The sequence below is a fragment of the Hymenobacter sp. DG25A genome (assembly GCF_001280305.1).
Lineage (GTDB): Bacteria > Bacteroidota > Bacteroidia > Cytophagales > Hymenobacteraceae > Hymenobacter.
This window is the reverse complement of the sequence record NZ_CP012623.1, coordinates 94,469-116,925: the sequence shown is the minus strand read 5'-3', so window position 1 is coordinate 116,925 and position 22,457 is coordinate 94,469. Positions and strand designations below refer to the sequence as shown.

At 55.5% G+C, this 22,457-nt stretch carries 13 protein-coding genes and 1 riboswitch; of the genes, 6 read left to right on the top strand and 7 right to left on the bottom strand.

What is annotated here, in order from left to right:
• Positions 1-46: 46 nt before the first annotated feature.
• Positions 47-2,698, bottom strand: coding sequence for a lamin tail domain-containing protein (locus AM218_RS00440; protein ID WP_197273994.1), 2,652 nt, complete (start codon positions 2,696-2,698; stop codon positions 47-49).
• Between the two features lie 134 nt (positions 2,699-2,832).
• Between AM218_RS00440 and AM218_RS00435 the strand changes: the two genes are divergently transcribed.
• Entirely contained in the window at positions 2,833-3,831 is a 999-nt protein-coding gene (locus AM218_RS00435) for an aspartate-semialdehyde dehydrogenase (protein ID WP_054410846.1), read from the top strand.
• Between the two features lie 112 nt (positions 3,832-3,943).
• Here AM218_RS00435 and AM218_RS00430 read toward each other — a convergent pair whose 3' ends face one another.
• The 5 genes from AM218_RS00430 to dxs form a co-directional block, all read right to left on the bottom strand.
• Entirely contained in the window at positions 3,944-4,702 is a 759-nt protein-coding gene (locus AM218_RS00430; protein ID WP_071843650.1) for an alpha/beta fold hydrolase, read from the bottom strand.
• Positions 4,703-4,835: 133 nt separating this feature from the next.
• Complete coding sequence (locus tag AM218_RS16460) at positions 4,836-9,092, bottom strand: Ig-like domain-containing protein (protein WP_082317988.1); 4,257 nt, start codon at positions 9,090-9,092, stop codon at positions 4,836-4,838.
• A 553-nt stretch (positions 9,093-9,645) separates the two neighbouring features.
• A complete protein-coding gene (locus tag AM218_RS16890) occupies positions 9,646-10,557 on the bottom strand; it encodes a T9SS type A sorting domain-containing protein (protein WP_197273992.1) in 912 nt (303 codons plus the stop codon).
• Positions 10,558-11,498: 941 nt separating this feature from the next.
• Positions 11,499-12,869 carry a T9SS type A sorting domain-containing protein gene (locus tag AM218_RS00415; protein WP_054410841.1) on the bottom strand — a complete coding sequence of 457 codons (1,371 nt, stop codon included), beginning with the start codon at positions 12,867-12,869 and terminating at the stop codon, positions 11,499-11,501.
• Between the two features lie 581 nt (positions 12,870-13,450).
• On the bottom strand, positions 13,451-15,394 hold the full coding sequence (gene dxs / locus AM218_RS00410; RefSeq protein ID WP_054410839.1) for a 1-deoxy-D-xylulose-5-phosphate synthase: 1,944 nt from the start codon (positions 15,392-15,394) through the stop codon (positions 13,451-13,453).
• A gap of 216 nt (positions 15,395-15,610) precedes the next feature.
• Here dxs and AM218_RS00405 point away from each other — a divergent pair, with 216 nt between their 5' ends.
• Positions 15,611-16,690: a lysylphosphatidylglycerol synthase transmembrane domain-containing protein gene (locus tag AM218_RS00405; protein WP_054410837.1), complete on the top strand. Its 1,080-nt coding sequence runs from the start codon at positions 15,611-15,613 to the stop codon at positions 16,688-16,690.
• Between the two features lie 94 nt (positions 16,691-16,784).
• Here the strand turns inward: AM218_RS00405 and AM218_RS00400 are convergent, their stop codons facing one another.
• Positions 16,785-17,198 carry a hypothetical protein gene (locus AM218_RS00400; RefSeq protein WP_054410835.1) on the bottom strand — a complete coding sequence of 138 codons (414 nt, stop codon included), beginning with the start codon at positions 17,196-17,198 and terminating at the stop codon, positions 16,785-16,787.
• Positions 17,199-17,436: 238 nt separating this feature from the next.
• Between AM218_RS00400 and AM218_RS00395 the strand changes: the two genes are divergently transcribed.
• From AM218_RS00395 to AM218_RS00380, 4 genes are all read left to right on the top strand, one after another.
• Complete coding sequence (locus AM218_RS00395) at positions 17,437-17,724, top strand: LysM peptidoglycan-binding domain-containing protein (protein ID WP_054410833.1); 288 nt, start codon at positions 17,437-17,439, stop codon at positions 17,722-17,724.
• A gap of 201 nt (positions 17,725-17,925) precedes the next feature.
• A riboswitch (SAM riboswitch) is annotated at positions 17,926-18,039 on the top strand.
• A gap of 382 nt (positions 18,040-18,421) precedes the next feature.
• Positions 18,422-19,804 carry an O-acetylhomoserine aminocarboxypropyltransferase/cysteine synthase family protein gene (locus tag AM218_RS00390; RefSeq protein ID WP_054415152.1) on the top strand — a complete coding sequence of 461 codons (1,383 nt, stop codon included), beginning with the start codon at positions 18,422-18,424 and terminating at the stop codon, positions 19,802-19,804.
• Between the two features lie 227 nt (positions 19,805-20,031).
• Complete coding sequence (metX, locus tag AM218_RS00385; protein ID WP_054410832.1) at positions 20,032-21,063, top strand: homoserine O-acetyltransferase MetX; 1,032 nt, start codon at positions 20,032-20,034, stop codon at positions 21,061-21,063.
• A complete protein-coding gene (locus AM218_RS00380) occupies positions 21,041-22,312 on the top strand; it encodes a homoserine dehydrogenase (protein ID WP_054410830.1) in 1,272 nt (423 codons plus the stop codon). The genes metX and AM218_RS00380 overlap by 23 nt, the downstream gene beginning before the upstream one ends.
• Positions 22,313-22,457: the final 145 nt, after the last annotated feature.

Here is a 22,457-nt window from a genome sequence, read left to right as displayed (position 1 = left end):
GCTGGGTAGCCCTGCTCCTTTTGCGTGTAGGGCGCAGGAAGTTTAGTTACAGACGAGCGCCTACTACCACGGTGCGCTTATACTCGCGCTTCGTGCCACCCTTGGGCTGCAGCAGCTGAATGTGCAGCAGGTAATACCCCACGGAGGCTTTGCGGCCCTGATCCGTGAGGCCATCCCACTGTACAAAGCCCTTGGTAGCCAGGGTTTCATTGCGCACCAAGCGGCGCACCAACCGGCCCTGGGCGTCATAGATAGTTACGCTGGCCAGGTTGCCGGGCTCATTGAGGGCGTAGTTGAGCGTGGTGAAGTCCTGTTGGCCGTCGCCATCGGGGGTGAAGATTTCCGGCTCCAGGGTGAAGATCTTGCTGCCGTTGGGGTCTTCCTGAAACTGCGAGTTGCGGCGCCCGGGCGTGGCATACCCCACGCTGCCAGCGGCAGAATGGAAGTTAGCAGCTGTGCTGGGCCCTTCCGGCCGGATACGCTCCAACGATACCCCGTTTACATCAGAAAGCACCGCCAGATGCTGCTTGGCGCTGAATGCTACCTGGTCCAGCACCAGGCCCTGCGCGGTTTTCACTACCACCTGGCCGGCATCATCGGGGAAAGACGGCAGGCTCGACATTGTCAGGAAAGCAGCCGGGTCGTTGGTGGGATATTGTGCCCGCACTATGTCGGGGCGGGTGGTGAGCACCAGCAGCTGGCCGGGGGCTACCACGTAGGTATCGGCGCTGATGGTTTCGGTATCTACACTTCCATCGGCCTTGATATTGCCCAGCTGTGCGCCCTGCAGGTCCAGGTACTTGCCCGAACGGTTCAGCAGCTCCACAAAATCAACACCGCCGGTGCGGGGGTTAAACAGGATTTCGTTGACCACTATATCACCTGCCTCCGCTACCGAGGGCAAAGCAAAAGTGGCGGAGGTAGCCGGGCCGGCGGCATTACCCACGCAGTCGGTGGCGTTTTGCACCTGTACCGTTACCTTTTGGCTGGGCTGCAGCGCCGTGGCCAGCTCCAGATCAACCGTCTGAAAACCGGGCGAAGCCACTACTGCCCGGGTTACCGCTGGCCCACCGGGCAGGGTGTACAGTACCGGATTGGCGGCGGCCACGCTGTCAAGCTTTTCAGCGAAGTAGAGCCGTACGGTGGTGGCATTAATGGCCACCGCTTTCTGCAGGACCGGAGCAATATGGTCGCCGTTGGTCGCCTGCACGGAGTTGGCTTTGCCGGGGGTGCCGCCGCTGGCATCGGTGCTGGCCGTCCAGTTTTCTATGCCGGCGCAGGGGTTGGTAGTATCTACCATTTCCAGCGCCCAACCGCCCTCTTTCTTCACGGCATCTTTGTACCAGGTATCCGAATAGCTGACCGAGAACAGGGTTTTGCCGTCGCGGGCGCGCAGTACCAACTCGTCGCCGCTGTTGTTGAGGCTGGGGAAATTGCTCAGGGCAAATACTTTTCCGGCGCTGGCAAACAAGCTCCCGCGGGTGCTGCTGCACACCACGGCATACTCGCCGGGCTGCAGGGAAGCGCCGGCCGGAAATACGGCCGCCGTGCTGCTACCCAGCTTCAGCAACCGCAACCCGGCCAGGCTGATGACTTGGGTGGTGGGGTTGAAAATCTCCAGATACTCCGAGGCCGGCAAACCAACCACGGGCGATTCATCGGCCAGAATTTCGGTAATGAGCACCTGATTTACACCGGGCTGCACGGCAAAGCCACTGTTTACGAAGTCTACCTGCGCGGGTGTGGTCAGGGTATTGCCAAACAGGTCGGCTACCTGCTGCACGGTCAGGGTGTTGGCTCCCAGCGGCAGGTCGGCAGCCAGGGTCAGGTGCACCAGGGTGTTATCAGAGGCGTCGCGCCGGGCGGCGCTTATGGCGGGTGTGCTATTTTTTAGTTGGTAGTTGGATGCCAGTTGGGCTTCGATTACGGCTTCGGAGAACTGCACATCCAGTTGCCGCGCTGCCGTGGGCGTGACGGTCAGCGGCTGGGGAGCCTGCTGGTCGCTGACGCGAAAATCATCGAAGTAAAAACTGCGGCTGTTGGCCGAGGAATACGTGAGGGCAATGCCCAGGTAGTTGCTGGCGTGGTAGGTAGCATCGGTGGCCGTGCCTTCGGTGGTGTAGCTCTGGCCAGTACCGGTCAGGTCGGTTTCCAGGGTCCAGGTATCATCGGCGGCGCGGGTTACCCGCACGCGCACCAGATTATTGGTACTGGAGTTCAGAGATTGGTCCCGACCGTTTATGACGTAGGCGGCGCTGGTGGAGGCATCTTTGCGGAACAGGCTTACCTCATCGGGGGTGCCGCCCAGGCGCACAAAATAGCCGTGGTTGCTGGCAGCCCGCAGGTCGCTCTGGTCGGAGAGTAGCCACACATCGGCCAGGTTGCCGCTGCTGGTGGCCAGCTTTAGGTTGGCGTAGAATTCCCAGGTGGTGCCCGAGGCCGCTACGCTGGGCGTAACCAGCTGCAGGCTGGTGCCCGTGACGGCGGGGCCGTTGCTTTGCAGCTGCAGTGCGGTGTTTACTTCAAAGCTGGCGGCGTCTCCCGTCCAGGCAGGATTTTCGATGAAATTTCCGTCGGCGAAGGAGTCACTTAGCTGAGCCTGGGCTGGCAAGGCCGCTCCAATCAGGAAAAGAAGTAGGCAAGAAAGCAGCGGAATATGCGCAAAACGGGGCGCCAACGCGCAGGAAACGTGGTTCACGAGGGAAACAAACAAAAAAGAAAGGGGGACCTGGCCGGGCACAGGCCGGATCATACATCTAAGTAACCGGCTTTTCCCGACATTTGCCATGCTTTGGGCTTGCCCGAAGCTTCATTTTTTTGCTGCACGATTTTATGAAAGTCGCAATTGTAGGAGCCACCGGCCTGGTTGGGGGCGAAATGCTGAAAGTGCTGGCCGAGCGCCAGTTTCCCGTTACCGAGCTACTGCCCGTAGCTTCGGAAAAATCGGTGGGTCAGGAAATAGAATTTCAGGGCCGAAAATTCAAAGTAGTGAGCATGGACGACGCCATTGCGGCCCGTCCGGACGTAGCCATTTTCTCGGCGGGCGGCTCCGTATCCAAAGAGCAGGCCCCGCGTTTTGCGGAAGTGGGCACCGTGGTGATTGACAACTCCTCAGCCTGGCGCATGGACCCTACCAAAAAGCTGGTGGTGCCCGAAATCAACGCCAAAGACCTGACTTCCGCTGATAAAATCATTGCCAACCCTAACTGTTCCACCATTCAGATGGTGCTGGCCCTGCATACCCTGCACGATGCCTACCGCATCAAGCGCATTGTGGTAAGCACCTACCAGAGCGTTACGGGCACGGGCAAGAAAGCCGTAGACCAACTCATGGCAGAGCGCGCCGGCACGCCCGATGCCGCGCCCCGTGCCTACCCGCATACCATTGACCTGAACGTGCTGCCTCACATTGATGTGTTTGAGGAAAACGGTTACACCAAGGAGGAAATGAAGATGGTGAAGGAGACCAAGAAAATCATGGGCGACGACTCCATTCAGGTAACCGCTACCACCGTGCGCATTCCCGTAGTAGGCGGCCACTCCGAGGCCATTAACGTGGAGTTTGAAAAGGAATTCGAGCTGGCTGATGTCTATAAAATCCTTGCCCAAACTGAAGGTGTGGAAGTGGTGGACGACCCAGCGCAGAACCGCTACCCCATGCCCAAAGATGCCCACGGCAAAGATGCCGTGCTGGTAGGCCGCATCCGCCGCGACGAGTCTCAGCCCCGCACCCTGAACATGTGGGTGGTGGCCGATAACCTGCGCAAAGGCGCGGCGACTAACGCCGTACAGATTGCAGAGAAAATGCTGGAAATGGGACTGCTGAAGTAAGTTCTTCCTTTTAAAATCCATTTATAAAAGAGCCCTTGACGTACCATACGTCAAGGGCTCTTTTAATAAAAGTCAGATAGCCGCCAGGTGGCTCTTTAATGATCGGGGCTGGTTACTTTCCAAACACCCCACCCGCGAAGTTCATTACTGCCCGGCAGGTAACTTCCGGCTCTTCAAAATAGCCCAGGTGGCCTACATTGCTCAGGAGCAGGGCATGGCTTTGCGCGGGCAGGGCCAGTTGTGGCAAAATGCTTTCCACTGATACGGCCACATCCTCTTTTCCCACAACGAACAGCACCGGGAACCGGGCATTGCGCAGCACCTGCGTACGGTCCGGCCGGTCGCGCATGGCTTGCAGGGCGCCCAGCACGGTATCCTGCGGGGTAGCTTTGCCGATATCCTCCAGAAACTCGCGGCGCTCCAGCAGCCGCTCCCGGTTCACGGGCGCAAACAGAGGCCGGATAAACGACTCCATGAACTTCTCCACCCCATTGCGGCGCACGAAATCCATGTTCTTGTCGCGGTTGGCTTTCTTCTCTTCCGTATCGGGCAGGGCGGTGGAGTGGAATAGCACCATACCGGCTACCATCTCGGGGTAGCGCTCGGCAAATGCCAGCGCCACATAGCCGCCCATGCTATGGCACACCAGCAGGGCCTTCTCCACGCTTTTCTGCCGTAGCTGTTCCGCCACGTAGCGCGCCTGGGCTTCCATGGAGTAGTCCCGGATATCGTGCACGTTGGTGCCGTGCCCCAGCAGGTTTAGCGTGAGCAAACGGTACTCGTCCGGAAAGCCGCGGGTAAAATCCGTCCAGACCTCCCGTGATTCGCCGAAGCCGTGGAGGAAGAGTAGCGTGGGGTGAGCGTCGGACATGGCGGGAGTTGGAGTAGAGAGATAAGAAATCAAAAGTAGGAAATCTGGGGAGACCTTAATTCCTCTCTTCAGCAAACAAAAAAGCCAGGACCTGGTGGGTCCTGGCTTTTACTATGGTCAGATAAGCGGTGGATTAGCGGCGGCTCATCTTCACTACTTTCTGCTGATTACCCTGGCGGATAGTCAGGTAGTACACACCGGTTGGCCAGCTGGCGGCCTGTGGCAGTTTCAGCTCCTGCTCGCCGGCAGCGCCGTAGTTCACTGTTTTTTGCAGCAAGCGCTGGCCCAATACGTCATGCACCGTCAGGTACACTGCGCCCGCACCCAGGGTGTTGAACTGCACCGTTACCGTATTTTCATACGGGTTAGGGTATACGCCAGCCTGGAAGGTTTGCGCTGCCGCCGGAACCTGCACTGAACGAATGACTGAGGTGTTGGACTTCTTGTCCAGATCAACCTGCCGCAAGCGGTAAAACACGGTACCTACGGTAGCCTGGGTGAGGCTCATATCGTCAAACTTGTAGTCTGTGCGGGTACTGGCCGTACCGGCACCGGCTACCTGGCCAACCACCTTAAAGGTACGGCCGCCATCCACGCTGCGCTCTATATCAAAGTAGGCGCTGTTCCGCTCAGAAGCCGTAGCCCAGTTCAGGGTGGGGTGTTTACCCGTCCAGGCAGCCGTGAAGCTGATAAGCTCTACCGGCAGGGGCTTCGATACGGTTACCGTTACCTGTTGCGTATTGAGGCAGCCGGAAGCACTGGTCCCTGTTACGGTGTAGGTAGTTGTAGCGCTGGGGCTAGCGTTTACAGTAGCTCCCGTCGTAACGTCCAACCCATCTGCTGGCGACCAAGAGTAGGAAACAGCACCACTGGCCGTGAGAGGAGTAGAAGAGCCTTGGGTAATGGTAGGTGATGCAGGTGTCACTGCAACCGTCGGCAGCGGATTCACCGTGACATCAAAGGCCTGAGCACCGGTATCGACGCAACCAAAGCTGCTGGTGCCTATTACCCGATAGGTAGTATTCTGCGTTGGCGAATCAGACAGCGAGGCAGATGTTTCGCCAGTGATAACCGTAAATCCGCCTGACGTACCTATCCGTTTCGACCACTGGTAGCTAGAAACATTGCTTCCGGCTGTGGTTAATGAAATAGAAGAATTAAGGCAGACAACACCATTAGCAGGGTTTGATGTGATGGAGCTAATGGTTGGCAGGGGGTTCACCGTAACATCAACGGTACGCTCGGTTGATACGCAGCTGGCGCTGCTGGTGGCGACCACCCCATAGGTGTAAGCCGTTGGGCTGCTCACTGCCGGAGCCGGCGTGCTATACGTGTTGGTCGTGGTCGTGGCCAGCGTGGTCACCGCCCCCGCCCCAAGGCGACGCGTCCAGGTATAGCTGGTGGCGTTGCTGGCTGTGGCTGCCAGGTTCACGTTGAGGCCCGAGCACACGGGGCTGTTGCCCGTTAAGGCCGACACCACCGGGGTTGGATTGACCGTCACGGTCACCGTGGCCGTATTCGTGCAGCTCGTGGCTGAGTTGGTGGCCGTTACCGTGTAAGTGGTCGTTGCCGCCGGGTTAACAGAGATAGAAGCTCCTGTCTGGCCTGTGGACCAGCTATAAGTAATCGTGCCTGTGCTAGTGGTCGAAGCCGTCAGCGTCGAGGAGCTGCCTGCGCAGATAGTGGCCGGAGCAGCCGAGGCCGATACTGTCGGCAACGGATTAACCGTCACTGTCACCGTAGCTGTGTTAGTGCAGCCATTGTTGGTGCCCGTGACGGTGTAGGTGGTCGTCACAGATGGGTTTGCCGTAACAGTGGCGCCTGTCGTCGCACTCAGGCCCGTGGCCGGCGACCAGGTGTACGAAGTAGCACCACTGGCCGTCAGGCTAGTCGACCCGCCAGCGCAATAAGCCGGCGCGGCCGGAGTCACCGACACCGTCGGCAATGGGTTCACATTAATGGTGAGTGTGCGTGGACTAGTTTGAGAACAACCGAAGCTGCTAATACCTACTACCTCATATGTTGTACTTTCAGTTGGTGTAGTTATTAGTGAAGCGGACGTTTCTCCAGTCAACGTGGTGTATGTAGTTGACCCTGCTGGTCTGCTACGCCACCGATAACTGGAAACATTAGTACCTGTTGTAGTGAGTGTGATTTGAGTGCCTATGCAAATGGGCGAAGCAGGGTTAGACGTAATAGCCGTAATAGTCGGCAGTGGGTTGACTGTTACGGCCACAGTACGTTCAACCGAGGCGCAGCCGGCGCTACTTGTCGCGAATACGGCATAGGTATACACCGTCGAGTTGGTTACTGCCGGGGCTTGCGTGCTCAGCGTGTTGGTTGTAGTCGTCCCTAGTGCAGTGGTAACCCCGTTCAGGGTACGGCTCCAGGTATAGCTGGCGGCATTGGTAGCCGTTGCTACCAGGTTCACGCTATTGCCCGCGCACACGGGGTTGTTGCTCGTTAAGGCAGACACCACTGGCGTCGGATTGACCGTGACGGTGACCGTCTGGGTACTTGTGCAGCCACTAGCGTTGGTGCCCGTGACCGTGTAAGTGTAAGTACCCGCCGTGCTGGAAGTGAACACCGGGTTGGCAATGTTGGCTGCGCTCAGGTTGGTGGCCGGCAACCAGCTGTACGAAGTAGCGCCGCTGGCCGTCAGCTGCACCGGGGTGCCGGCGCAGGTAGCGGGGGCAGCCGGGGTAATGGTCACTACCGGCAGGGCATTGACCGTGACAGTCACCGTGGCCGTATTCACGCAGCCATTGGCGTTGGTGCCCGTGACGGTGTAGGTATAAGTGCCCGCTGTGCTGGAGTTAAAGACCGGGTTGGCAATGCTCGCATTGCTCAGGTTCGTGGCCGGCAACCAGCTGTAGGTAGTCGCCCCGCTGGCTGTCAGCTGGCTGTTCACCCCGGCGCACACGGCCGTCGGCGAAGCCGTGGCCGTCACCGTTGGCAAGGGATTCACGGTTATTACCGAACTCAGGGTTTGTGTTCCGCAGCTGGTAACAATGTCAACTTTATAAGTAGTAGTTGTAGTAGGGCTGGGTGTATAAGTAGCGGAAGTGGAAAGTACCTGGCTTGAGGTCGAAGTGTACCAGGCATAAGTAGCACCCGTAATGTTGGAAGTAGCCGTTAGTGTGGTAGGCGTACCGGCACAAACAGTAGCAGCCGTAGGAGAAACCGAGTTAGTAGCGGAGGCAACTTTAGTAACTGTTGCAGTAGCAGAGGTAGCCGAGCACACCGCAACACCAGCTGCGGTTCTACCTGTTGCCGTTACCTGGTAAAACAGGTCAGGGGCGGGGCTACCAGCAACAAAGCTATAAGTAGGGCCTGTAGCACCAGAGATATTGGTGAACGTACCATTGGCAGTACTGGAGCTTAACCACTGGTATGTGGCATTGGCATTATTGGAGCCAGCAGTCAGGGTAACCGCGCCATTATTACATACGATAGTGGTGCTGGGCGTAATAGTGGCGGTAATAGGCGCAATGGCTACGCTTAGGTTTTGGGTTAACGTAGTGCTGCAATCAGCAGTAGTTGCATCTACACGGTAGGTAGTGGCGGTAGTTAAGTTGCCGGTAGTAAACGTAGAAGAGATACCGGGCCCCGTTGTCTGCACGAGTGTTCCCGCCGAATTATACCACCTGAAAGTGGCGGCGCTTCCGGAATAGGTAGCCGTAAAGGTTGCTGCTGCCCCGGAGCAAACTGTGTTGGTGATAGGCGTAACCGTGAGGCTATTTACCGGAACGGTAATTTCCTGGCTGCTGTTGCCGCACGTGCTGTTGGTGAAAGCTGTTACCGTAAAAGTGGTAGTGGCAGTCAGGGTGCGGGTAATAGTTGTTCCCGTTTCGCTTTGTAAAACGCCACCGATATACCAAGCATAAACGCCCGACTGAGAACCAGTAGCGATTAACGTAACGGGCCCTCCGGAGCATAAACTGGCTACGCTTGACGTAACCCCCAGAGATGGCTGCAGCGTAACATCACCGTAGTTATCGGTTGTGCCACCGCTACAAGATTGTGCTTGTGACCGGATCCGGTACCGTGTATTAGTAGTGGGAGTAACTGTAAAAGCTATTTGCGCATCGGCAGCTCTTACACCACTGGTAATGAGGACCTCTGTGGTACCATCCAACCGGTATAGGGATAACTTTGCATCAGAAGTAGAAGATACATAAAGGATGGTAGAGGTACCTACGTTCGAACAAACGGGTATCGGGGCGCCTGACGAACCATTATTGATGGTGACAGTTGGTGCCGAGGTTCCGTCCGGATTATAGTAATTTACCTTAATCTGGTTAGAACATGATGCCGCTAAAGCATCAGAAGTGGAAAAGAAGTAGAAGAGCAGCAGGAAAGAGCCCAGTAATTTGTACAATGTCCTCATATACAGGAAGCAACAGGGTTTAGAATAGCATCTTTACGAACGTCCAAAGTTACTACGAAACGCTGATATCCATATTAATATATTATCATTCATTTATTCTGTATTATTAATACTAAATATGTGGACATGGAATTATTATATATTTTTATTATTTATCAAATAAATATTATAATTATAATCATTTAAATTAACCCCTTCAGCGAATAATACTTTACTATGAATGTCGGAAACTGTAGTGAATATTTCCCTGTCTATGGTTTTGAGCATGTTTGAAGATTTGGGGGAGGGATAATTCTATTCTTTTCTGTCTTGGGTAAAAATTTTTTTTACCCAAGACAGAAAAGAATAGAATTATCCTGTTTTTTCTACCCGGCCACATCACCTATAAGGGTTATTCTTTGGGGACCATAGTGCTAAGGCTCACTTAGAAAATAGCAAAAGACCAGGCCCATAACGGATCTGGTCTTAACTAGGCCTAAAGAAAACGACCAACAAAAAGACCAGGACGTTTCCGTACCTGGTCTTTTTGTTGGTCGTAAGATTGACCTACCGCCTACTTACGGCTCAGTTTCAATACTTGCTGCTGAGCACCCTGACGGATGGTGAGGTAGTATACACCACCACGCAGAGTAGCTGCTTCTGGCAAGCCTACTTTCTGCATACCCATACCCGGCGCCGTTACTGTGCGCGTCAGCAGTTTCTTGCCCAATACATCGTACACAGTGAAGACAATAGGACCAGCGCCTAGGGATTCCACTTCTACTGCCACATTCTTCTCAAACGGGTTAGGGAAGGCTGAAGCTTTGAAGTTGGCTTTGCCCGTACGGACCTGCAGCGTTGCTACGCTGGAATAGGCAAATGTGCCATCGGTGTTAACCTGGCGCAGACGGTAGTACACCGTACCCGTAGCGAAGGAAGGCAGACCGGCATCCGTAAAGCTATACTCATTACGGGTAGTGGTGCTGCCGGCACCGGCGCGCTGGCCGATGGTAGTGAAGGTTAGCCCGTCCAGGCTGCGCTCTACTACGAAGGAGGCGCTGCTTTTCTCGGAGGCCGTGGCCCAGTTCAGCTGTGGGGCTTTTCCTGCCCAAGCGGCATTGAAACTCGCAAACTCTACGGGGAGGACTTGTGGCACAGTAAGCGTCAGGCTGGCCGGGCCGCAGTTAGTACCTGTTCTGCTAACAGAATACTGCGTGGTCACCAGCGGATTTACATCCAGCGTGTTGCCTGCCGTGCTGGCCAGCGGAGTAGTGGTGCCATTGATGGTTTGCGTCCATACATAGCTACCGCTGGTACCGCCTTGTGCAGTCAGGGTTACCGTTTGACCGGAAGTTACTACACGGTCGACATCGGATGAGGCAATGGAAACCGGAGTCGTAATCTGGATTACCTGCGTTATAGCATTATTACCACAGGTAGGCACATTAGCAGTGACGGAGTAAGTAGTGGACGTAGTAGGGGTCACCGGCAAAACACCCGTGTCATTACTGCCAATAATTGCTCCCGTATTATCCCGAAAAGTATAAGTGGAACCAGCCGGGGCTCCCGAAGCCGTGAGCTGGACCGCAGTGCCGGGGCAAACTGTCCCAGTAACAGGCGCCCCATTTGCACTCGCCGCGAGTGAGAGAGAAGGCTGCAGACTTACTCGCACATAGATGAATTTGTTATTACTACATCCAATGGTGTGAACGAAGGTATAATCCGTAGTAGAAGAAGAACTCACATTCAGCGTTATAGGTGCGCTAGCATCTGAAGCAGTAGTCACAGTAGCAATAGGAGTCGCACCTATGGGAAGCCCAGCACTTTGCCCTTTACCTTCAAACAGAAGCCCAGTATAAACTCTCGTGGTACCTCCACCAGTATTGGTACCTTCGATTATAGTAATGGTAGCATTACCTGTGCCATCCGGGCAGTATGTAATAGGAGCATCATTACTGCCATTATTATAAGCAGTTGGGGTGCCTCCTGGATATGTAAGTGAAAATTGCCCTGAACACTGTGCAAGTACATTACCTGCTGTTCCGGTAACTAACAGCACAATTAGTGCAAAAAAGCGGTACAATGTTTTCATAGTAGAGAAGGTTTGGAGATGCATTCAACTTAGTTTATTTCAATATGCAAAATTACCTTATTAATATAAGAGTATGCTATAATGTTTTATATCTGCTTATTAAGAGAGTATAAGCAGGTATAAGAATAGTTATGAAATATATTATCTGTTGGCACCAAGAGAAATTATCCTATTACAAAGCCCTCACTGTTCACCATAATTAATGTCAGCACAACTCAAACTTTACCTTGTTAGGTTAAGTGTGAGTGTTTTTGAACAAGCCACCCACACACACAAAGGCCTGGTCATTTCCGACCTGGCCTTTGTGTGTTAACCATTAAAAGTAAGGCGAGTTACTACTTCCGGCTAAGCTTGAGCACCTGCTGTTGCGTGCCTTGGCGCACCGTCAGGTAGTAGATACCGGCCCGCAGCGAAGCGGCCTCCGGCAGGCTGATTTCCTGCAGACCTGCACCTGAAGCCGTAACTGTGCGTGTCAGCATCTGCTTGCCCAGCGCGTCATGCACCGTGCAGGTGATGGCCTCGGCACCTAAAGCTTCCACCTCCACGGTAACAACCCGGGCAGAGGGGTTTGGGTAAACACTGGCTTTGAAGTTGATCCGGCTGGTAGCCACCTGCAGGGTTTTGATAGCTGAATAGCTGAAAGTACCATCGGTATTCACCTGCCGCAGACGGTAGTATACCGTGCCGGCCATAGAGGTCGACAGGCTCACATCTGAGAACTGGTACTCAGTGCGGGTGGTGGTATTGCCGGCACCGGCGCGTTGGCCAATGGCGGCAAAAGTTAAACCGTCCATGCTGCGCTCGACAACAAACGAGGCACTGCTTTTCTCGGAGGCCGTAGCCCAGTTCAGTTGCGGGGCTTTACCGACCCAGATGGCCGTGAAGCTGGCAAACTCTACCGGAAGAATCACACCATTCACAGTGATGATAATTGAGGCAGATGTAGGGCAGTTGCCTGCGGCTGTATTACCACTCACCGTATACTGAGTTGAGGTTTTGGGGTAAACCGTTACCTGGGAGCCAGAAGATGTGATGACAGTACCATCACTAGCCGTCCAGCTATACGCACCAGCAGTACCACCGCCAGCTGTCAGGATAACCGGGGTAAGTGGAGCTACATTATTATCCGGGTCGTCCGAAGTTAAAGTCAGGTTGTTGGTATCTACTGCTATTCGCTGCACTACATCTGCACCACCGCAATTATCCGTCTTGGTAGTGATAGAATAGATAGTTGAAGTGGTAGGATTCACATTAAAAACACCCGTCTGATTCTGATCCAGCAGCGTGCCGCTGGAATTACGCAGGTAATATATTTCTCCTGCGGTGGCACCTATGGCAGTCAGGCTTACCGTTGATCCGGGGCAAACCGCGCCAGTAACCGGCAGGCCATTCTGCGTAGCAGTAATAGAGAGCGTGGGAGCCAGTGTTAGAGTAAAAATATTGGTCTTAGGATTGTTACAGTTGATGTCGCTCCGTAGCGTGTAGGTAGTATTGGCAGAGTTGATAGGCAGACCAAACGTATAAGTTGCATCAATTGGCACATACTGCTTGTTTACTCTCACGGTATCGGTGCCAGCACCTTTGTAGAGTATAAAAATGGTATTCGTTATCGGGGTAACAACAACCTGAGAAGAGGTGGATACCAGAGAAGGACAGTAGTAACTGGTAATGTCGCCAGAGCCATTATTTACGGAAACTGTTTCCACGCCATTTACAGCAGTAGCTGAGTTAGACGGGAAAGAAATGGTAAACTGGCCGGAACAGTTATTCCCACCTGGAGTGCCGCCACCACCTGGAGTGCCACCGCCCCCGTTGTTACCACTATTTCCTTGAGAATAACCTATGCTCACTGAGCCAAGCAAGAGCAGTAGAAAGGTCAAAAACGCGTATATATTTTTCATATTGCAGGTTTTACAAAGAGGGCGGAAACTGAATTTCCTGCAATACGCGAGCTTCCCCCTAATGACTGTGCAACAGAGTAAAATAACTTATTTACCTCATTTACAGCAATATATATTAGATTTATATATATAAATATTATTCAATGCTCCACAAAAAGTTCAATGAATTGCGACAAATTTTCAAGCCTATTTCGACGACTACTTTCATCAGGTCAGGGATGATAATACCATCCCTTTAAAATTGTAATCGTCACTTTCAGGACAGTCAACAAACGCTTATGACCTGGATGCCAAATAGAAATGTCACTTCATCCAGGTTGACGTAAAAAGAAAAAGCCGAAGCAGCTGGCGCTGCTTCGGCTTTGAAAAACTATTACTGGCAAATATTACAGCAAAACCGTGGTTCTGGGTACGGCTGCTACCACTTTCCCGCTCATCTCGCGTAGCGCAGCAGCAATACCATCGGCATCGAAACCACACTCTTTGTACAGCTCGTCCTGAGTACCGTGCTCTACAATGCGGTCCGGGATGCCGAGGCGCTTCACGGGCAGACTGTAGCCGTGGTCGGCCATAAACTCCAGCACGGCCGCACCGAAGCCGCCTTGCAGGCAGCCATCTTCTACGGTTACAATGGCTTTGTACTGGCGCAGGATGTTGTGCAGCATTTCCTCATCCAGCGGCTTGCAGAAGCGCATATCGTAGTGCCCGGGGTTGAGGCCCTCGGCAAGCAGCTGCTGGGTGGCTTTCACGGCATAGTTGCCAATGTGGCCAATGCTGAGCACTGCTACCCCTTCGCCCTCGCGCACTACGCGGCCGGTACCAATGGTGAGCTTTTTGAGCGGCTTGCGCCATTCCGGCATCACGCCTTCGCCGCGTGGGTAGCGGATGCTGAACGGACCGGCATTTTCGGGCAGGGAGGCCGTGTACATCAGGTTGCGCAGCTCTTCCTCATTCATGGGGGCCGAAACTACCATGTTGGGGATGCAGCGCATGTAGGCCAGGTCGTAGCAGCCGTGGTGCGTGGGGCCGTCGGCGCCGGCAAAACCGGCGCGGTCCAGGCAGAAAACCACGTGCAGATTCTGCAGGGCGACATCATGCACCACTTGGTCGTAGGCGCGCTGCATGAAGGAGGAGTAGATATTGCAGAAAGGCACCAGGCCCTGCGTGGCCAGACCAGCGGAAAAGACCACGGCATGCTGCTCGGCAATGCCCACGTCAAATGCGCGGTCGGGCATAGCCTCCATCATGATGTTCAGCGACGAGCCCGAAGGCATAGCCGGCGTCACACCCATGATTTTATCGTTCTTCTCGGCCAGCTCTACCAACGTGTGCCCAAACACGTCCTGATACTTAGGTGGCTGCGGCGTAGAGTAGGTTTTCTTGTGAATCTCGCCCGTAACCTTATCAAACAGGCCGGGAGCATGCCACAGCGTCTGGTCCTTCTCGGCCAGCGCATAGCCCTTGCCCTTCACCGTAACGCAGTGCAGCAGCTTGGGACCGGGAATGCTCTTCAGATCGTGCAGGATGGTGGCCAGATGCTGGACATCGTGGCCATCTACGGGGCCGAAGTAGCGAAAATTGAGGGCTTCGAACAGGTTTCCCTGTTTCAGCAAGGTGGCCTTCATGGCCTGCTCCACGCGCTTGGCAATCTGCTGGGGGTTGGGACCAAACTTGGAGAGCTTGCCCAGCACGTTCCACAGCTCATCGCGCACCTTGTTGTAGGTGCGGGAAGTGGTAATGTCGGTGAGGTATTCTTTGAGCGCGCCCACGTTGGGGTCGATGCTCATGCAGTTATCGTTGAGGATAACCAGCAGGTTGGATTTCTCCACGCCGGCGTGGTTCAGGGCTTCGAAGGCCATACCGGCCGTCATGGCCCCGTCGCCAATTACGGCAATGTGCTGCCGGTCGAATTCGCCTTTATAGTCTGAGGCTACCGCCATACCCAGGGCCGCGCCAATGCTGGTAGAGCTGTGGCCTACGCCAAAGGCATCGTACTCACTTTCGCTGCGTTTCGGAAACCCCGACATGCCGTGGTAGCGGCGGTTGGTAGGGAATTTCTCGCGGCGCCCTGTCAGGATTTTGTGCCCGTATGCCTGGTGGCCTACGTCCCACACCAACTGGTCGTAAGGCGTGTTGAAGACGTAGTGCAGGGCTACTGTGAGCTCCACTACACCCAGGGAGGCGCCAAAATGGCCGCCGTAGATGGAAACGGAATCAATGATGAACTGCCGCAGTTCCTGGCTTAGCTGAACCAACTGGTCCGGGCTGAGCTTTTTCAGGTCGTCAGGCGAGTCAATAGCTGCCAACAGGGCACCGGGTTCAACAATCATCTTGGGTCAGAACAAATAACAGGAACTAACAGGGCAACAGATAACCTTGCAAAAAGGTTAAGGGCAGCTACCATATAGCATCCCCATAGTGGGCAAAGGTACGAGTTTTCCGGGGCAGCGGTTTATCCCACTCGTACAGGTTTTCCGCTTCGTATCTTCCCTACGCAGCTCTGGCCGAATATTGGCTACTTTTGCCTATCCCCACACCGCTTGCTTATGCCCGTAACCCAGGACTCCGAGGAACAGCAACTGCTCGATAAGCTACGGCCGTCGCGCATTGTGCTGCCCGTGCTTATTGGCCTGGGAGTGGTGGGCTTTATGTTCTGGCGCAGCTACAAGCCCGGCGACCTGGCCCCGCTGGGCAACGCCAGCCCCATGTGGCTGCTCATTTCCCTGCTGGTGCTGGTAGCCCGCGACGCCGGCTACGTTTATCGGATCCGGGAAATATCGGAGCGGGTGCTCAGCTGGCGCGCCTCCCTGGATATTATTATGATCTGGGAGTTTGCGTCCTGCATTCTGCCCTCAGCCGTGGGTGGCACTTCGGTAGCGCCCATTCTGCTGCATAAGGAAGGCATTACGCTGGGCAAATCGGTGGCGTATGTGATGGTGACGGCCCTGCTCGACAACCTGTATTATGTGGTGATGGTGCCCTTGGTGGTCTGGTTGGCGCACGAGGGGCTGTACCCGGCCGAGTCGCTGCAAAGCGGGTTCATGACCACACTCAAAATAGCTTTTGGGCTGAGCTACGTCATGGTTTCGGTGTATTCCGGGCTGATGCTGTACGCTATTTTTATCAACCCGATGTCGGTGAAGCGGCTGCTGGTGCGCCTGTTTTCCCTGCGCGGCCTGCGGCGCTGGCGGGCTAAGGCCTACCAGCACGGCAATGAGGTAGTGTGGGCCTCGGCCCAGCTGCGCGGCAACGGCGCGGGCTACTGGCTGCGGGCGGCCCTCAGTACGGCCTTTGTCTGGACGGCGCGCTACCTCGTTATTGGCTGCCTGATTGCGGCTTTCGTGAACGTATCAGCGCAGGAATTCACCATGATGTTTGCCCGCAACATCACCTACAAAGTGATTCTGCTGGTAGCTATTACGCCGGGCGGGGCGGGCATTGCGGAAGGTGCTTTTCCCACGTTTTTCGGCAAGTTTATCGGTACGGCTACCATGACCAGCTTTATGGTGCTGCTCTACCGCATTGTAACCTATTACCTATATCTGGTGCTGGGCGCGGTGTTCCTGCCGCGCTGGGTGGCGCGGGTGTACGGCCGTCGCACGGCCCAGAAGCTGATGCATTCGTAGTCAGGCTGCCCTATCCAATCAACACAAAAAAGCCTTTCTACCAGTGGCAGAAAGGCTTTTTTGTGTTTTTCAGACTTCGATTTTCAACCGGAGCTTAGTCGGCCTCCAGCATCATTTGCGAGCCATCGGGGGCGCGCAGGGTAATTTCATCTTTGGTGAGATTTACGACATCAAAAGACAAAGTGTTGCTGCTGCCGGTAGGCGTGAGCGTAATTTTTTTAGCGGTCTGATCAAACGTGTACGTGCCCTGCATGGTCTGGGAGGGCGACGTCATGTTGAAGTTGCCGTTGGCAAAGAAGCGCAGCTCGGTTTTCTTGTCGGCGCTGGTTTGGTCTACTTTGTCGCCGGTGGCGGTGGTTTCCTTATCGGTCTTCCAGACTTTGCTGTCGGTACCGTAGAGCATATTGGTTTCGCCTACTTTATTTTCCTGGTTACAGGAGGTAGCAAACAGGGCCACCAGCACCAGCAGGCTGGCCAGATAGCGAAACGGGAAGGGCATCAGTTTCATAGGGAATGGAGGTGAAGTTGGGAGAAACTTGCAAGGTGAACTACCCGCTGGGTGCGCTATGCTTTTCCGGCGGATAGCCACTTCTTACGACAGGCTTTCCAAAGGGTTGGGATAAGTCTATTGACTCCCGGAATAACAACCAAATTGGTTCCACCGCGTAAGATTAGCGTTACATGCCTATGGCTATCAGGCCGATGCAGTACCTCCACTCCTCTCCTACTCCTAAATAACCACTCCCATGGGACTCTTCGATTTTCTGAATAAAGGCGAGCAGAAACCTGTTCAGCCAGCCAATAAGCCCGCCACTGGCAACACCGATTTCTTCGGCAACGCCAACCAGCCAGCGGCTACTACTCAGGGCGATACCTACACCGTAGTATCGGGTGATTCGCTCTCCAAAATTGCCAAACACCACTACGGCGACGCCAGCAAGTGGCACCAGATTTACGACGCCAACAAAGCCACTATCGGCTCTAACCCCGACCATATTGAAGTAGGTCAGGTACTGACTTTACCAAAAATTTAGTCTCCGACGCTACTTCCTCCAAACGCCGCTCTGCTCCGCAGGGCGGCGTTTTTTTGTGCATTCAGCTGCGTATAGCTTGTTTCATTTTAAGCCAAAGCGGTTAAAAAAAATGCGCTTAAAATTTTGAGTTCTGAATCTGGCGCTTACATTTGCCCTCACCAACCCGGTACTCCCCCGCTCGCGGCGGGGCAGTTTTCATAGGATTTATACAGAAGTGGCGAGAGAACAGGCTCCGTGACCCACTGGCAACCTTCGACCGCGCGAAAGGTGCCAATTCCTGCCCAGACCAGCTGTTGCTGGCGGGAGATATAAGTTGAGTGCCATGGAAAACACCCTCGCTTTCGCCTTATCGTATCCGTTTGCTCCGGCCGCCTCGTTGCGTCCCGGCACCTCAACGGATGTCTGTGTTTCCGCCTTCGCCGCTGCGCGAATGCGAATGCGCTGCTGTTGCAGCGCGTGTTGTTGCTGTTGCTAGCCGCTTAAATCCGGCTCCCTCCAGCACCCCTCCTCTCTTTTCCTGTTTAGCCCTGATTGGTAATGCCCCTTGGCATTCCATGAGGCAAACTGCATCCTAACCGCCGCAATCCGCTTGCTTTAGCCGGTTTCAGGAGGGTTTCCGCTACGCTTCGTCGTGGCCATTTTGCGCCCCCTGGCGCCTTCCCCAGTCAAAAAATTCTTCTTTAAATACAGACCCATTATGTCTACTCAGAACCTGCATTTCGAGACACTCCAACTCCACGCCGGCCAGCAGCCTGACCCCGTAACCGGTTCCCGCGCCGTCCCAATTTATCAGACCAGCAGCTACGTATTCAAAAACGCAGAGCATGGCGCTAACCTGTTTGCCCTCAAGGAATTCGGCAACATCTACACCCGGTTGATGAACCCGACCACTGACGTGTTTGAGCAGCGTATTGCGGCGCTGGAAGGTGGAGTAGCCGCGCTGGCCGTGTCCTCGGGGCTGGCCGCGCAGTTCATTGCACTCAACAACATTCTGCAGGCCGGCGACAACTTTGTTTCCTCCTCCTTTCTCTATGGGGGCACCTACAATCAGTTTAAAGTAGCCTTCAAGCGCCTGGGCATAGAGGCCCGGTTTGCCGATGGCGACAAGCCCGAGAGCTTTGAGGCCCTGATTGACGACAACACCAAGGCCCTGTACCTGGAAACCATTGGCAACCCCAGCTTCAGCGTGCCTGATTTTGAGCGCATTACTGCCATTGCCAACAAGTATGACCTGCCGCTGATTGTAGACAACACGTTTGGTGCGGGCGGCTACCTGTTCCGCCCCCTGGAGCATGGCGCGCACATTGTGGTAGAATCGGCTACCAAGTGGATTGGCGGGCACGGCACCAGCATTGGCGGCGTGATTGTGGATGGCGGCAAGTATGACTTCGGCAATGGCAAGTTTCCACAGTTTACGGAACCATCAGAAGGCTACCATGGCCTCATATTCAATGATGTGTTCGGCAAAAACGGCCCGTTCGGCAACATTGCCTTCATCATTCGGGCACGGGTAGAAGGCCTGCGGGACTTCGGCCCTTCGCAGAGTCCGTTCAACTCCTTCCTGCTGTTGCAGGGGCTGGAAACCCTGAGTTTGCGTCTGGAGCGCACCGTGGAAAACACGCAACGCATTGCTACCTGGCTGGAGCAGCACCCCCAGGTAGAGAAGGTAAACTACCCCGGCCTGAAAAGCAGCCCCTACTACGCCTTGGCGCAGAAATATCTGACCAAAGGAGCCGGGGGCGTGCTCACCTTTAGCATCCGCGGCTCCAAGGATACGGCTACCCGTTTTATTGACAACCTGAAGCTGGTGAGTCACCTGGCCAACGTAGGCGACGCCAAAACGCTCATCATTCAGCCTTCCGCTACCACGCACCAGCAGCTTTCCGAGCAGGAGCAACTGGCGGCCGGGGTACTGCCCACGCTGCTGCGCCTGTCCGTGGGCATTGAGCACTTTGAAGACATTCGTGCCGACCTGGCCCAGGCTTTTGAAGCCGTTCGGGAAGATGTGCCGCAGTCCAAGGAAACCAGCACTACCCTGCTGGAGCCCAAGGCCGAGCACGCGCAGCCGCTGGAGGTTTAATATCAGTTGCCAGTTGTGAGTTATCGGTTACCCGTTCGTTCAAAAGAATCCTGGCAACCGGCAACTCACAACTGGCAACTGGCAACTCAACATATGGGTTGGGCTCCGCCGGCACTTAAGAGTCTATTGGGTGGGACTAGGACTCGCCGACATTTGGGCCCAACCCTTTCTATCACGGCGCTGCCCAGGCGGGCAGCGCCGATTAGGAATTTCCTTCCGGATATATCATGCCTGAAGACTTCATATTTACGCTCCCCCAGCCTTTGCCGCTGGAAGGTGGTGGGCTGCTGCCCGGCGCCCAGGTGGCCTACCGCACCTACGGCACCCTGAATGAAGCCCGCGACAACGTCGTCTGGGTATGCCACGCCCTCACGGCTAATGCCGAGGTGCTGGACTGGTGGCCGGGGCTGTTCGGGGATAATTGCTACTTCGACCCCGCCGACTGGTTTATCGTGTGTGCCAACGTGCTGGGCTCCTGCTACGGCTCTACGGGTCCGCTCACTGTGCACCCCCAAACCACCCGGCCCTGGTACCAGGAGTTTCCCCTGCTTACCGTCCGTGACCTGGTGGCGGCCCATGAGCAGTTGCGCCAGCATCTGGGTTTAACCCAGGTTCATACTCTCATTGGCGGTTCTCTGGGCGGACAGCAGGCGCTGGAGTGGGCCGTGCAGCAGCCCGGGGTGTTTGCGCACCTGGTAGTGCTGGCCACCAATGCCCGGCACTCTCCCTGGGGCATTGCGTTTAATGAGGCCCAGCGGCTGGCTATTCTGGCCGATGAAACCTACCACCAGTCCTCCCCAACCGGGGGGCAGCGCGGCCTGAAGGCGGCCCGGGCTATGGCGCTGCTCAGCTACCGCAGCTACGATGCCTACCACCAAACGCAGGCCGAGCCGGCCGATGACACGCTGGAGGATTTTCGGGCCAGTGCTTATCAGCAATACCAGGGCAACAAGCTGGTAGCCCGCTTCAATGCCTATACCTACGTGGTGCTTTCCAAAGCCATGGACTCGCACCACCTGGGGCGCGGCCGGGAAAGTATTGAAACGGCTCTGAGCGGCATTAAAGCCCGCACGCTCATCATCGGCATCAGCTCCGATGTGCTCTTTCCGCCAACGGAGCAGCGCCTGCTGGCGCGCCATATCCCGGGAGCCATGTATGCAGAAATAGAGTCCCGCTTCGGCCACGACGGATTCCTGATTGAAACCGACCAAATCACGCATTTTCTCGAACGATTTCATGCCCAGACCTTCGCACACTAGCCTGCCGGACACCGTTCACTCGCCCCTGCGCATTGGCCTCATGGGCTTTGGCTGCGTAGGCCAGGGCCTGTATGATATTCTGCAGCAGCTGCCGGAGTTTGGGGCGGAAGTACGGCGCATTGCGGTAAAGAACCCCGCCAAAACCCGCCCCCTGCCCGCTCACCGGTTTGAATACCACGCCGATGCCCTGCTGGATGACCCGGAGCTGGACGTATTAATAGAGGTAATTGATGACGCCGCCGAAGCTTTCCGGCTGGTGAAGGCCGCCCTGCAGCAGGGCCGCCGCGTGATAACCGCCAATAAGGCCATGCTGGCCCGCCACCTGCCCGAACTGGTGCAGCTACAGGAGCAGTTTGGCGGCACACTGCTGTATGAAGCCAGCGTGTGCGGCAGCATTCCCATTTTGCGCACGCTGGATGCCCATTTCGGCAGTGAGCCCCTGCGCTCGGTCAGCGGCATTCTGAATGGCTCCTCCAACTATGTGCTCACGCGCATGACCCAGGAAGGCACGGATTACGCCGCCGCCCTGGCTGAAGCCCAGCTGCTGGGCTTCGCCGAAACCGACCCCACCCTGGACATGGCGGCTTTCGACCCGCGTTCCAAAGCCGTTATTCTGGCGGCCCACGCCTACGGCTTACTTCTGCAGCCGGAACAGGTGCTGCACCTGGGCATTGAAGCCATTACGCCCACCGATATTGCCTACGCGCAGGCTCAGGGCCATAAAATAAAAGTAGTAGCCACCCTGGAGCAGCTGCCCGATGGCCGCGTAACGGCGCTGGTAGCGCCCACCTTTGTGGCGGCAGATTCCCCCTTGTATACCGTAGAGCATGAGTTCAATGGGGTATCCGTAGAGGCGGCGTTTGCCGGTACGCAGTTTCTGCGGGGCCGCGGGGCCGGCGGGCACCCCACTGGCTCCGCCGTTCTATCGGACTTGGCCGCCTTGCAACGCCAACAGGCCTATGGCTATACCAAGCTCCGGCAGACAGCGCCGGCCTTCACCAACAATCTGGCGGTGGAAATTTATCTGCGCACACCGAAAGAAAACGTGCTCGAAGCCCTGACGTTGACGGATGTTTCGGTGGAAGGGAGCGGGCCGGAGGGGTATTTTGCCGTAGGCTACACTACGCTGGCCACGCTACTGGAGCAACGGGAAAACTTGCGGCAAGCCGGAGCATTGGTAGTGCGCACCGGGCCAATCCGTATCACGGAGGTAGCGCAGCAGGTGGCAGAATCTGCGCTGGCGCAATAACGAGCAGGCCAAGGGCCAAGGGTAAGGCCGGCACTTAATTAAGTCAGGGAATGTGTATATTCCAGTATGGAATCGAGCCGGGTTTTTCATCCTTGAAAAACCAAATGGCTCAGGCATTTACCTGGGCCGAAAAGGTGTTCTTGGT